The 12,810-nt window shown below is 61.1% G+C and carries 13 protein-coding genes; 5 read left to right on the top strand and 8 right to left on the bottom strand.

Annotated features, from left to right (window positions below):
* The first annotated feature begins 19 nt into the window (after window positions 1-19).
* Complete coding sequence (locus NA619_RS06045; protein WP_255960886.1) at window positions 20-1,294, top strand: hypothetical protein; 1,275 nt, start codon at window positions 20-22, stop codon at window positions 1,292-1,294.
* Between the two features lie 112 nt (window positions 1,295-1,406).
* Here NA619_RS06045 and NA619_RS06040 read toward each other — a convergent pair whose 3' ends face one another.
* Window positions 1,407-2,357 carry a class I SAM-dependent methyltransferase gene (locus tag NA619_RS06040; RefSeq protein WP_255960885.1) on the bottom strand — a complete coding sequence of 317 codons (951 nt, stop codon included), beginning with the start codon at window positions 2,355-2,357 and terminating at the stop codon, window positions 1,407-1,409.
* 189 nt (window positions 2,358-2,546) lie between these two features.
* On the opposite strand from NA619_RS06040, the gene NA619_RS06035 reads away from it, so the two are divergent.
* Together NA619_RS06035 and NA619_RS06030 are read left to right on the top strand one after the other, a co-directional pair.
* Window positions 2,547-3,242 (top strand): AzlC family ABC transporter permease, encoded by a 696-nt coding sequence (locus NA619_RS06035; protein WP_255960884.1) that lies wholly within the window; start codon window positions 2,547-2,549, stop codon window positions 3,240-3,242.
* Window positions 3,239-3,553 (top strand): hypothetical protein, encoded by a 315-nt coding sequence (locus tag NA619_RS06030; protein ID WP_255960883.1) that lies wholly within the window; start codon window positions 3,239-3,241, stop codon window positions 3,551-3,553. Before NA619_RS06035 ends, NA619_RS06030 begins: the two co-directional genes overlap by 4 nt.
* A gap of 7 nt (window positions 3,554-3,560) precedes the next feature.
* Here the strand turns inward: NA619_RS06030 and NA619_RS06025 are convergent, their stop codons facing one another.
* From NA619_RS06025 to NA619_RS06005, 5 genes are all read right to left on the bottom strand, one after another.
* Complete coding sequence (locus NA619_RS06025) at window positions 3,561-5,507, bottom strand: DNA topoisomerase III (protein WP_255961139.1); 1,947 nt, start codon at window positions 5,505-5,507, stop codon at window positions 3,561-3,563.
* 188 nt (window positions 5,508-5,695) lie between these two features.
* Window positions 5,696-6,478 (bottom strand): sulfite exporter TauE/SafE family protein, encoded by a 783-nt coding sequence (locus NA619_RS06020; protein ID WP_255961138.1) that lies wholly within the window; start codon window positions 6,476-6,478, stop codon window positions 5,696-5,698.
* Between the two features lie 55 nt (window positions 6,479-6,533).
* Window positions 6,534-6,959 carry a YeeE/YedE family protein gene (locus NA619_RS06015; RefSeq protein ID WP_255960882.1) on the bottom strand — a complete coding sequence of 142 codons (426 nt, stop codon included), beginning with the start codon at window positions 6,957-6,959 and terminating at the stop codon, window positions 6,534-6,536.
* 9 nt (window positions 6,960-6,968) lie between these two features.
* On the bottom strand, window positions 6,969-7,400 hold the full coding sequence (locus NA619_RS06010; RefSeq protein WP_255960881.1) for a YeeE/YedE family protein: 432 nt from the start codon (window positions 7,398-7,400) through the stop codon (window positions 6,969-6,971).
* The gene (locus NA619_RS06005) at window positions 7,397-7,726 is read right to left on the bottom strand and encodes an ArsR/SmtB family transcription factor (protein ID WP_423836807.1); all 330 of its coding nucleotides are present in this window, start codon (window positions 7,724-7,726) and stop codon (window positions 7,397-7,399) included. The genes NA619_RS06010 and NA619_RS06005 overlap by 4 nt, the downstream gene beginning before the upstream one ends.
* A gap of 367 nt (window positions 7,727-8,093) precedes the next feature.
* Between NA619_RS06005 and NA619_RS06000 the strand changes: the two genes are divergently transcribed.
* Together NA619_RS06000 and NA619_RS05995 are read left to right on the top strand one after the other, a co-directional pair.
* The gene (locus NA619_RS06000) at window positions 8,094-8,843 is read left to right on the top strand and encodes an MBL fold metallo-hydrolase (protein WP_255960880.1); all 750 of its coding nucleotides are present in this window, start codon (window positions 8,094-8,096) and stop codon (window positions 8,841-8,843) included.
* A 726-nt stretch (window positions 8,844-9,569) separates the two neighbouring features.
* Window positions 9,570-10,358, top strand: coding sequence for a WecB/TagA/CpsF family glycosyltransferase (locus NA619_RS05995; RefSeq protein ID WP_255960879.1), 789 nt, complete (start codon window positions 9,570-9,572; stop codon window positions 10,356-10,358).
* A 91-nt stretch (window positions 10,359-10,449) separates the two neighbouring features.
* Here the strand turns inward: NA619_RS05995 and NA619_RS05990 are convergent, their stop codons facing one another.
* Both NA619_RS05990 and NA619_RS05985 read right to left on the bottom strand, forming a co-directional pair.
* Window positions 10,450-11,151 (bottom strand): SDR family NAD(P)-dependent oxidoreductase, encoded by a 702-nt coding sequence (locus tag NA619_RS05990; RefSeq protein WP_255960877.1) that lies wholly within the window; start codon window positions 11,149-11,151, stop codon window positions 10,450-10,452.
* 65 nt (window positions 11,152-11,216) lie between these two features.
* Window positions 11,217-12,527 (bottom strand): ABC1 kinase family protein, encoded by a 1,311-nt coding sequence (locus NA619_RS05985; RefSeq protein WP_255960875.1) that lies wholly within the window; start codon window positions 12,525-12,527, stop codon window positions 11,217-11,219.
* Between the last annotated feature and the right edge of the window lie 283 nt (window positions 12,528-12,810).

Below are 12,810 nucleotides of genomic sequence, written 5' to 3'. Positions count from 1 at the left end.
ATTCCATGGAGAAACAACAATGTTCAATCTCAAACCCCTTGTAGCTGCCTTGCTGACTGTCGCCGCCGCACAGGCGATCGCCGCCGATCACACATCCGAACAACGTCAGAGCGGCGTCAATAACAGTGCAGAAGTGACCCAACGCTACGGCAGTGCCAGCACTGCAAAGCAAGTGCAGAGCGGGTGGGGCAACGGAGCGAAGACCGAGCAAACCAGCTCCTACAGCTCCTCTGCCCTGCAGACTCAGACCGGCAACTTCAACAAGGCAGACGCCGACCAGACGGCCGCCGTGCGCAGCAGCTCAGTGCAATGGCAGTACGGCCACTCCAACGACGCGAGCATCAGCCAGAGCGCCACCGCCGATAGCAGCGCCGAACAGCGGCAGCGTGGTCAGGGTAACGCCGTCATAACTACGCAGACCGGAGCCTACGGCGCCGATGCATTGACCAAACAGGATGGTGCCGGCAACCGAGCCTCAAGCTATCAGTCGGTCGCCTATGGAAGCAAAGCCGCGCTCTACCAGGACGGCAACTTCAACGAAGCCGGTATCACCCAGACAATCAGCTCCACTGATCGCGCGCTGATCGAGCAACTGGGTGATCACCACGTTGCCAAGGTGGCCCAGACCTGGAGTAACGGCTCGGTAGCCGAGGTTGAGCAAAGCGGCACTGCGAACAATGCCGATGTGCATCAAACCGGACGTAACCAAGAGGCGTACACGTACTCAGCCGGTAGGTACAACATGCTGGACATCAACCAGCGCGGCAGCAATCAGAACGGGTTCGTGTATCAGCAGGGCAACCTGAACAAGGCAACCCTGGAGCAACGCGGCAATGGCAACACGGCTACAGCCAACCAGACCGGCCTCGATAACGCAGCCGTGATCGACCAGGACGGGCGCGGCCAGGTCGCCAAGGTGGACCAACTGGGCGGCTATAACCAAGCCGAAGCCAGTCAGCAGGGCAAACACAACGAGCTGAATTTCAGCCAGTCGGTCGCCGGCAACGTACTCGCGGCGCATCAGGAAGGCGACAGCAACCGCATCACCGGCTCCAGCAGCGGTGTAAGCAACAATGTCGACATCGACCAGGACGGCGACTTCAATCTGGCCGACGTCAACCAGTTCGGCTACGACAACGGCGCAATCGTCTCGCAGTACGGAGACAACCTCGCAGCTGGGATTTCACAGGGCGGCACCGGAAACAATGCATTGATTGCTCAGAGCGGTATCGACAACAGCGCGCTGATAACTCAGGCAGGTTTCAACAACGCAGCGACCATCACCCAGCACTAACTTACGGCCCATCGCGACTGCCGGCCGTGAGCCGGCAGTTTCGTTTCTGCCGTTGCCCGTTCAACCTTCGTTACAGGGCTCCTCGATACAGGCAGCCAATGCTTCTCGGCTGTCAGGTGGCTGGCGCGACGAGCCGAAACACCAGTGCCTTGAGCCCGCTGTCTGCGCTGATATCCGGAAACTCCGGCGGATTTTCCAGGCGTTCGTGAAACCGCAACGCTGGCGCCTGTGCAGCAACCCCATCGATGAGAAAGTCCGGACCGGTATCCGGGTCATTGATACACGCCAGCACTGTCCCGGCGGGCGTCAGCAACTCAGGCAGGCGACGAAGAATCTTTTGGTAGTCGCGATCAAGGGCGAAGCTGCCCTTCTGAAACGACGGCGGATCGATGATTACAAGGTCATAGGGTCCGGTCTTCTTCACCTTTCCCCAGGACTTGAAAAGCTCGTGGCCGAGAAAGCTGACTTGGCTCAGATCATGATCATTGAGCCGGTGGTTGTCGCGTCCACGACTCAGCGCCGCACGCGCCATGTCCAGGTTCACCACATGCTCTGCGCCGCCGGCGATGGCTGCCACCGAAAAGCCGCAGGTATAGGCAAACAGGTTGAGCACGCGCTTGCCCTGAGCGTGCTGCTGAACCCAGCGCCTGCCGTAACGCATGTCGAGAAACAGCCCATTGTTCTGCTTGAGGCCCAGATCGAGCTTGTAGCGCAACCCGTTTTCGCTGATCAGCCATTCATTGAGCGGTTCGCCCAGCAGTTGCTGCATTCGGCTATCAGGCAGGTAGCGGTGCTGCAAAAGCAAGGTGTGTGCCCCGCTCGCCCTCCATGCCGATTCTTCAGTCAGCGCCGACAACATCCGCAGCAGCCCGTCGAGGTCATCCGCAGTGGGCTCGCGAAACAGCGAAACCAGCACCACACCTTGCAGCCAGTCCACGGTGACGTGTTCCAGCCCGGCCCAGCAACGCCCCCGCCCATGGAACAAACGGCGGGTTTCATCAGGAACAGGCGTCATCGCCTGGGTCAGGTGCTGCTTGAGTGTCGCAAGAGCATCGGGGTGCATAAATCACGTCAACTAGATAAAAGGCGCGCGCATTCTAAACGTGATGCGCCGGGGCCGCAGGCGTTCGAGGGTGGCGCATGCGGGCGTCGGGATCGCCAAGACCTATGCAAGACGTCGACAAAGTTGTCGGTTTAGACTGCCTGCTCGGTGCAATGACCGCACCACTGAAGCTCTTAAGGACAGCAATCGATGGACACCACCGCAGGTCGAAATTTCGAGGCATTGCGCCGGGTCGCCCCCGCTGCGTTGGCCATCATCCCCGTGAGCCTACTGTTCGGCATTCTGGCAAGCCGCTCGGATTGGAGCCCGCTCGAGATCGCGCTGATTGGCTTGCTGGGGTTCACTGGCAGCGGTCAGTTTGCGGTCCTGCCATTGGCAGACTCGGGTGCGGGCTTCGTCACCATGCTTTTGCTCACCGCCTCGATCAACAGCCGATACCTGCCCATCGCCTATGTGTCCGCCTCACGTCTGCCGCAGCGGCTGGGACCACGCGCGCTGCTCGCTCATATGCTAGGGGACGAGGCCTATGCCACAGAAACAGACCGGGACTCGTGGATGGCGCTGGCGACCATCCGCGCAAGTCTGTTCATCACCTGGGTAATCGCCGGCGTGGCAGGTGCTCTATTGGGGAGCTTGATACCGGCTAGCTGGCTCGATGCAGATCTCAATCTGGGCTTCCCTGCGAGCGTGGTGCTGATGTTCCTCTCGATCAGCCAGCTGCGAGCACGACTACCTCTACTCAGCTCAAAAAGACTGCCCCTGCTATTGGCGGTCCTGCTGTGCGGCCTGTCAGCCGTGCTGCTGATCCTGGTACTCGGCCCGCTGTATTTCTGGATTCCCAGTGTGCTCATAGCCACACTCGTGCTCTCGCGGGTGCGTCCATGAACACGTCGATGCTAATGGCGATTGGAGCGCTCTTTGTCACCAGCTGCCTTGTACGGATACTGCCGGTATTCATCACGCTCGATCTGAGTGACGCCGCCCGACGCCTTCTTGAGCGCGTACTGCCGACCGCTGTGTTCATCAACTTTGCGGTGTACATCCTGTATAGCGAGGCCACCAAAGCACCGCTGGCCGCTACCGCTGCACTGATACTCGTGACGGGCATAGCTGTAGCGACGCGTCTGGGTCTGATCATCTCTGCGGTGCTGGGTAGTGCCTGCTATTACCTAACGCGAGGCTGGCTAGTCGGGTAGCAGAAGGTCAAGTCGGGCCAATTGATTTCGCAGGTCGGCGGGTCTTTGGCGAGGCCTTGCGTCCGGCGGACTTGCGCTTTTTCCAGGGCGCGCCACGGGTGGCAGTTGCGGCGGGGCCAGTAATGGTCATGCGGACGTCCTTGCACCGCTCCACTTGTTTGCTCATCCAGGCCGATTGCTTGGTGACGAACTCATCGAGGCTCATCTCGCCGCTTTGCACCATATCCAGTGCCTGCTCCCAGATCGCCGTGGTGCCCGGGTCGGCGATGGCCCGCGGGACTGCGTCGATCAAGCTGAAGGCTGCAGGCGCCGCCGCCAGGGTCTTGCCCTGCTTGGTCAGGTATCCGCGGTCGAGCAGCCCCTGGATGATCCCGGCACGTGTCGCTTCGGTGCCGATGCCCGTGGTGTCCTTGAGTTTCTGCTTCAGCTTCGGATCGTCCACCAGCTTGGCGACGTTCTTCATGGCCTTGATCAGATCGCCTTCGGTGAAGGGCTTTGGCGGTTGCGTCCAGAGATCCTTCATCATCATGTCGCGGATCGGGCACTGCTGCCCCTGACGCAGCGATGGCAGCCTTTGAGGCGGGGCCGCTTCGCGCCCGCGACCTGCTGCGATCGCTTCGGGCATGGCACGCTTCCAGCCAGGCTCGATGATCTGCTTGCCGACCGCGCGTAACGCCTCGCCGGCACAATCGAAGTCCGCCTGAGTCCGATCATATTCGTGGTTCGGCAGGAACTGCGCGAGATAGCGCGCGCGGATCAGTGTGTAGACCGCTCGCGGTTTGCCGGACAATCGATCCAGCGCCCGCGCCGCAGCGGTGGGAATGATGCCGTGGTGAGCGCTCACCTTGGCATCGTTCCAGGCGCGCGACTTGCGACTGGACTCCAGGTGGCTTTTGAGTTCGGCCAGCCCTGCGTCGGCCTGGATCAGAGCCGCGAGAATCGCCGGCGCCTCGCTGTGCTGACTCAACGGCAGGTAGCCGCAATCGCTGCGTGGATAGGTGATCAGCTTGTGGGTCTCATAGAGCGACTGGGCGATATCCAGCGTTTCCTGAGCGCCAAGCCCCAGCTTTTTCGAGCAGATTTCCTGCAATGTTCCGAGATCGAAGGGCAACGGCGGCGCCTCACGCACGCGCTCGGTCTTGAGCTTTTGCAGCTCTGCGCTGCCGACGGCGCGCATGGCATCAGACGCCCGTAGCGCCACGCGTTGATCGAGGCAGCGACCCTGATCGTCACAGTGCTCATAAGGTGCCCGCCACTGCGCGATGAAGGGAATGGGATCGTCCGCCAGCAGCTGCACCTCGATGGTCCAGAACGGTAGCGGCACGAAGTCGGCAATGCTGCGATCACGGTCCACCACCAGCCGCAGCGTCGGCGTCTGCACTCGCCCCACCGGCAGCACGCCCTGATACCCGGACTGGCGCCCAAGCAAGGTGAACAGCCGGCTCATGTTCATGCCGATCAACCAGTCTGCCCGCGACCGGCCCAGGGCCGACTGGTAGAGGTTGAAGGTATCGGCACCTGCGCGCAGCCCACAGAGCGCCTTGCGAATCGATGCATCGTCCAGAGCCGAAAGCCACAGCCGCTGGATCGGCCCACGGTAACGGCAGTGCTCAACCAACTCGCGGGCGATCATCTCGCCTTCGCGATCGGCGTCAGTGGCGATTACCAGCTCGCTCGCCTCCCCCAGCAGGCGCTTGACTGCCTTGTACTGACCCGCAGTCTTGGGCTTGACCAGCATCTTCCAGCGTTCGGGAACGATGGGCAGATCCGCCAGCACCCAGCGCTTGTAACGCGCGTCGTAGCTGTCGGGCGGAGCGGTTTCCAGCAGATGGCCGATGCACCAGGTGACCGTGACGTCAGGACCAAGCCAGCACCCATCGCCGCGCCGCGTGGCGCCAAGCACCTGGGCAATGTCTTTGGCCTGTGATGGTTTTTCGCAGAGAAACAGCCGCATCGGGAGGTCACTGAGATGGTTTTCGATGCTGAGTAGCATGCGCAGCCATGGGCTGACAGGCAAGATTTATCTGTATGGATATACAGATATAGCCAAAAATCTGAATTGCTTTCGAATAGTCTTCGGCGACGTCTGCTTTCGCCCCTGCCCTTGTGCCGCAGCTGGGGCCAGTCACCTGCAGGGCTCGTTCAAAAAGCGACTTGAAGCAGCAACGCGGACGCGGCTACGGCCGCGATCAGCCCGAATCCCCGTTGCAGCAGCCGGCCATCGAGGCGAGCCGAAACAGTACGCCCGGCGAACATGCCGCATATGGCACCGGCCGAAAACGGCAGGGCGACTGCCCATTGAATGTTTCCGGTCAACGCGGCTGACGTCACACCGCTGACCGATACAAGGCCGATGACGGCCAACGATGTAGCGGCAATCGAGCGCATCGGCAGATCGCTGAAGCGGTTCAGCGCCGGAACCAGAACAAACCCGCCACCGACACCCAGCAAGCCGGACAGGAAGCCCGCCAGGGTGCCCGACGCCGCCACTGTCGCAGCACAGCGGGACGTCCAATGGAAACGGCCGGTGTCGGGGTTCAGCCGACAGGGAACCGCCCTTGGCGTCGAATCATCGGTCGGTGGGCGCCTGAATGCCCTGAACGCGACCCAGAACATCACCAGTGCAAACACGACGGCGAGCGCGTCGTGCGCGACCCGCCCAGCCACCCAGACCCCGACGGGCGCGAGCAGGACCCCGCAACTGGCCATCAGCGCTGCTGCCTTGTAACGGACAATGCCATCCCTGAGCCCGATCAGAGCGCCGACCCATGCAGCCAGACCCACCGCCATCAGGCCGATAGGCGCGGCCTGATGCAGCTCCAGCCCCACCACGAAGATCAGCAGCGGTACGGTGAGGATGCCGCCGCCTGCACCGGTTAGCGCGAGGACGACGCCCACCAACAGCCCCAGCCCGATCTCTATCATCACTGGCAGTGCTCCAGATCAGACGCCCTGGCTTCGCGAATACGGTTGCAACCGATCACTGCGGCTGTTCCGACAAGCGCGTCTGCACCTCATACAGTGCCATCCCCGCCAGCATCGCAAGGACGAAAATCAGCGGCTCGCTTCGACCGCTCAAGAGCGACGCTAATGCCGGTCCCGGACAATAACCGGCCAGCCCCCAACCCACACCGAACGCCAGGCTTCCTAAAACGAGACGGCGATCTATCCGGGTGGCAGTCGGCAAGCGCATGAGGTCGCCGAGCACCGCCCGGGACCGCCTGGACGCGAAGTAGAACCCAATACTAGCGACGAGGATGGCGCCACCCATGACGAACGCGAGCGAGGGGTCCCACATTCCGGCCAGATCAAGGAAGGCAATCACCTTCGATGGGTCGGTCATGCCTGACAGAATCAGGCCAAGACCGAAAATCAGCCCCGCTACGAATGCGCTCAGCAATTTCATCGCAGCTCCTCAGCCCAGCAAATGGCGGATGACAAACACGGTGAGAAAGCCACTGGCCATGAACGCGACAGTCGCAACCAGCGAGCGCGGGGATCGGCGTGACAACCCACAGACGCCATGTCCGCTCGTACAACCGGAGCCATATCGCGTGCCAATGCCAACCAACAATCCGGCCGCGATAAGGGTCAAGGTGCTTGCACCCATCTCAATGTCTGGCAGCTCGTACACCGCCTCAAACAGAATCGGTGCAATGACCAGCCCCGCGATGAATGAAACACGCCAGAACACATCCCCGCGCTCCGGTCTCAGCAAACCGCCCACCACACCGCTGATACCCGCGATGCGCCCGTTCAAAAGGATGAACATGGTCGCCGCAAGACCGATCAGCGCGCCCCCGGTGAACGAGGACCATGGTGTGAAGCTTGCCCAGTCAATGGTCATTTCATTGGCTCCTCGCTGTCGGGATGCTGGCAGTAAAGCCGGTAAAGCACCTGCATGACTTCCATCGCTTGATGACTGGCGATGCTGTAGTGGACCTGCTTGCCTTCGCGCCGGGTGCTGACCAAGCCGTTTTGGCGCAAAACCGTGAGCTGTTGAGACAGGGTCGGCTGCTCGATACCCGTCGCATTGGCGAGGTCGCCTACGCAGTATTCGCCCTGGGTCAGCTGGCACAGCAAGAGCAGGCGGTCAGGGTTGCTCAGCACCTTCAATAGCGCGCAGGCATCCGTAGCGCTGCGTCGGAGCGTTTCTATATCCAGATCTGCCATGGAATGCAGGTTCTTCAAATGGGTCGTGGAATTTGACAATATGCTTTATCTATATATATTTCAATATATCGTTATAGGACAAGTTAGGAATACGTGCAGGCTCGCCCGGGATCTTCACCTCACGACGCCTGCTAAGTGATAGCGCGAAAAACGGGAAATGAAAGGAACTGCCCGTGACCGGGAAACGGTTTTCGTCCTTGAAGTCGTGTGTCGTGGTTCGGCAACACGGCTCGACACGATTGGCGCTTCGCTGGCGTTTCTGTGCGGCCTGGTTGCCTGACGTGTGGCGAGATCGATGAGGAACAACATGCGCTGCTCGGTGCGCCTGAGCAGGCACTGCAGAACACCCACCACAGACGAGATCATCATGATATTTCGCCAGCTATTCGAGCCCCTGTCCTCTACCTATACCTACTTGCTCGGGTGCGAGGACACCTGCCAGGCCGTCCTCATCGACCCGGTCATTTCAGCGACGGACCGCGACCTGGCCGAGCTGTCCAAGCTGGGTTTGAAGCTGGCATTTACACTGGACACCCATATACATGCCGACCACATTACCGCTGCGCTTGAGTTGAGGAAGAAGACAGGCTGTCGTATCGCGGGGCCAGCGATCGACAAACTGCCCTGCACCGACATTGGCATCGAGGAAGGCGTGCCCTTCACCGTCGGCAGCCTCAACTTCACACCGATCCATACCCCCGGACATACCGACGGGCACTTTGCCTATCTGCTCGGGGATCGCCTGTTCAGCGGTGATGCCTTGCTCATCGACGGCTGCGGCAGGACCGATTTTCAGAATGGCAGCGCCGACGATCTCTTTCACAGCGTCAGAAACAAGCTCTTCGCCCTGCCAGACGACACTCTGGTCTACCCCGGGCATGACTACAGCGGCCGCCGAGTCTCGACCATCGCGCAGGAAAAGCAACGCAACCCTCGTCTAGGCGAAGCGATAACCCAGGAGCGTTTCAAAGAAATCATGGCGGGACTGAACCTGCCCTACCCCAAATTCATTGACCATGCTGTGCCCGGGAATCGCCAATGTGGCGTGTGCCCGGCAGACCTGACGGACAATCTCCGTCGCTATTGCGAACAGGTTGAGCACAGTCCCCAGGGCTGAGCCACGGTCATGCGTATGGATCGCGTCGGATGCGGAATTTCCTAGCGAGTCACCATGCCGGACGGGCCCAGGCGGCGCCATCAAACGTCCATTTCGCTCCATGAGGTACTGAACATGCAAAACACTGATCGCCCCCGTTTTCGTGTGAGCGCAGATCGCCAATCGGCAGTCCGCCGCGTTCGCTATGTTGAAACCAATCGGCCTGAGAACCAGAACTGCACGATTTGCCAGCTGGATGAAGAAAACCCATCACAGGTCGAACATGAATTGACGAAGTCGCCCGAAAGCATCGGCACGTAGACCGCCGGGTTCACGCCACACATCCCGGAAGATCCGCCGGCAACCGGATCGACGTGTTTTTGTGAGTACTTGACCAACATAACCTGCTACGACGGAGTTACGTTGTTCGACGAACCCGCCCACACAGCGCCTCCCCGAGGAAAAAGGACGCGCTAAAAAGAAGTGGATGAGTGAACGAGCCGATGCCCTCCCTCATCGTCGCTAGCAGTAGGCACATGATCAATTCCTGACGCTGCGCCCCCTTCCCTCATCCTCGAGCGGGCCCAAAACCCGCTAATCCGTGTCCGGTTGCTCCGCCCTTGGCTCGAACCTCTGCGTCCGACTGGGTTCAGTTAAAGAACAGGAGGGCTACAGCGATGGCAACGGCGGACTGGGCCTGAACGCACAAAGCGTGCTGTGCCACGCGCGGAACGAGGAGACAATCTTTTGCAAAAGCACCCGGGACGCCAGGAGCCTCATGCAGACGAGCGACCGACCTGTTGCAACAGACAAAGCACAATCAAAGGCTTCGACATCGATTTTTATGACGGCTCGAACACTGAGCTCATCGACCAAATCATCTCGTCGAGCGGGCGCGCGTTCAGCTATATCGTCACCCCTAACGTCAACCATGTGGTCCGGCTCGAAGATGACCGCGACCTTCGTCGCGCCTACGCCAATGCCAGCCACAGGATCTGCGACAGCCAGGTATTGAAGGGCCTGATGAAGCTGCTGCGCACACCCGTACCCGAGGTCATCCCCGGTAGCAACCTGACCGGGGAGCTCATGGACATCGCCGAGGCGAAGGCGTGGCGGGTGACGGTGATTGGCAGCGGTGTCTCGGAGATGCGAACGATGCGTCGGCTGTACCCGAACGTAACCTTCTTTCATCACAACCCGCCCATGGGCTTCTTCGCCCATCCGCCCGAGGTTCAGGCGTGCCTGGACTTCGTCGTCGATCACCCTGCCGAACTCGTGGTGCTTGCCGTGGGTTGCCCGCGTCAGGAAATTCTGGGGCAATTGATTCAAGCGGACGGTCGAGCCCAAGGCGTAGGCCTCTGCGTCGGTGCCTCCATCGACTTCCTCTCCGGCAAGGTCAGGCGAGCGCCGAAATGGATGCAGCATATGTCGCTCGAATGGTTGCACCGTATGTGTACCGAACCGCGGCGTCTGGCCAAACGCTACGCCAATGATGCGGTACGCATGATCCCCATCGTTTACCGGCAGTTACGGTGATGGCACGAGCGCCATCCCTATGGCTGAACCAGGCGTTTCATACACCGTGCGCGGCGACAGCGACCGCGCCTTTTCCGTGTTTGTTCCGCCACTACCACGGCAGCCCTTCCCCGCTGTACGCATAAAATCCACCGCTCGCCTCCGGCCCCAGACCATCGATGACTCGCAACAGATCCCTTGCTGCATCGGCGGCTGGACGGCCGATCTCGGCGCCGCGGAAAGGCTGTGAAAGTCGTGAGTTGACCGTGCCAGGATGCAATGCCAGCAGCACGGCGTTCGGCTGGCTGCGGCGAACCTCGATGGACGCGGTCTTGATCAGCATGTTCAGCGCAGCTTTAGAGGCTCGGTAGCTGTACCAGCCGCCGAGGCGGTTGTCGCCGATGCTGCCGACCTTGGCCGAAAGCATGGCCAGCACGCCCCGCTGGCGGTCGAGCAGCCCGCAGAAATGCCGCAGCACCAGCGCCGGGCCGAAGGTGTTCACTTGAAAGGTCTCAAGCAGTTGCTGATGATCGAGATCGGCAAGGCGCTTTTCCGGCATGAACTGATCGCCATGCAGCACTCCGGCGGCGTTGAAGATAAGGTGGAACGGTCCCTGCCCGGCCACCTCCGCCGCAGCCTGCTCGATGCTGGCAGGGTCGGCGAGATCCAACGCTGGAACTGTCCCGCGACCCAGCTCGGTAACCGAGGCGCAACGCGAGTCTGCACGCAAACTTTCGACCAGCGCGGCGCCGATGCCGCCGGAAGCGCCGATAACCAGCACGCGATATCCATCGGGAAAGGAGTTCATCTGCATCCTGATTGCCTCCGGCCGGGTTGGGGCCTGATTGAATGAAGTGGTCCGAATATCTGGCCGAGTGGTTAGCCCGGTTTGTCGGACTGCACGCCGGCGCGCCACCGCTCGATATGCTGTGCCAGCAGATCGGCAATCGGCAGGCAGGCACCAAGGCGGTAGAGATTCCAGTAATGACCTTCCAGCGTGCGGTTGACCAGAAGCGTGCCAGACGCAGGCTGAAGGCTGCCAAGCGCGGACATAGCCAGCGGAAAGAGCTCCACCAGCTGCTGATGGAGTGAAGTTGCGCGGAAGTCCCACTGCGCGCCCGGCTGCAACAACGGATGAAGAAGCTGGTGTATGCGCCTGTACAACCCGTGCGGCGGTGCGCTGCCCGGCTGGCGTCCACCCAGGGCCTGGAATGCCGGCTCCAGCGCCTCGCTGGAGGGGCCGCGCAGGGCGTCGAACATCTGCACGTAAGCCCTCAGCAATCTGGGCGGTAGGGGCACGACGCTGCCAAAGTCGTAGACGATCAATTCTCCTGTCTCGGTCCAGGCCAGGTTGCCAGGATGCGGGTCCGCATGCAGAACGCCCATCCCCAACGCCTGCTCGACGAGCCATGCGCACAGCGTTTCGGCCAAACGCTCACGCACCTCAAGCGGCGCCTGCTCGACCTCCCCCATCGAACGCCCGGGCACCTCCTCCAGTACCAGCACGCCCGCGCGGCACAATTCAGGTACCGCGAAGGGGATCTGCACATCCGGCCAATCAGCGAAATGCTGTGCGAATCGCTCGATGTTTTGCCGCTCGGCCTCGTAGTCCAGTTCCTGATCGATGGCGCGCTGCAGCTCCAGATAAACCGATTCGAGTCGCGCCGAGGGCGTTCCGAATAATCTCCCCAACGGCATCAGCCGGCGCAGTTGCCGCAAATCCGCATCGCAGATTGCGCGTATGCCCGGGTACTGAATTTTCATGATCAGCGCCCGCCCCTGCCGATCGCGTGCACGATGCACCTGGCCCAACGAGGCCGCCGCGGCGGGCTGTCGCTCGATCGACTCGAACAACTCATACAGACGACCGTCGTAAAGCCGTTGCAGGTGGGCTTCAAGCGAGGCGAATGGCAGCGAGGGCACTTGGTTCTGCAGTCGCGCCAAGGCTGCACTGATGGGCGCCGGCAACACGTCCTGCCATTGCGAAGCCTGCTGTCCCAGCTTCAGAACAGGGCCTTTCATCTGCCCAAGCGTGTCACCGAGCAATGCGCCGATGGGCTCCCAATCGACACGCGACCTGCCGGGCGTGATGCGCTGCACCAGCAGACTGCCTGCAATGCGAGCGCCGGTTCCGCCCAGATGAAGGAACCGGCCCAGCGCCGACGCTGATGGCCGCGAGAATCGAGACATGCAGGGCATCCGTAGCAGGTAAAGGCCGATCATGGAGCAGCCTGCGCAACGATCCAAGCGCGAAGGGTTGCAAGCTGTTGCGCCCCGGCGCAATGCGCACTTTCGCTGCTATGGCCGGAACGCTTGAATTATCTGTACGCGAGCTCGGCATCAAGCTCAAACGCGCTCCTCACGGGCCTCACGCAAATGGGCACTGCGGAACGAGACGACAAAAGGTGAGTCGGATCAATAGACTGCGCCTCTCCGATGTCGCCTACCGGAAGCACGTAATAACTGCACGATT

It is taken from the genome of Stutzerimonas stutzeri (assembly GCF_024448895.1).
GTDB lineage: Bacteria > Pseudomonadota > Gammaproteobacteria > Pseudomonadales > Pseudomonadaceae > Stutzerimonas > Stutzerimonas stutzeri_Q.
The sequence above is the reverse complement of the archived record's forward strand: the minus strand, read 5'-3'. Positions and strand labels throughout refer to the sequence as shown.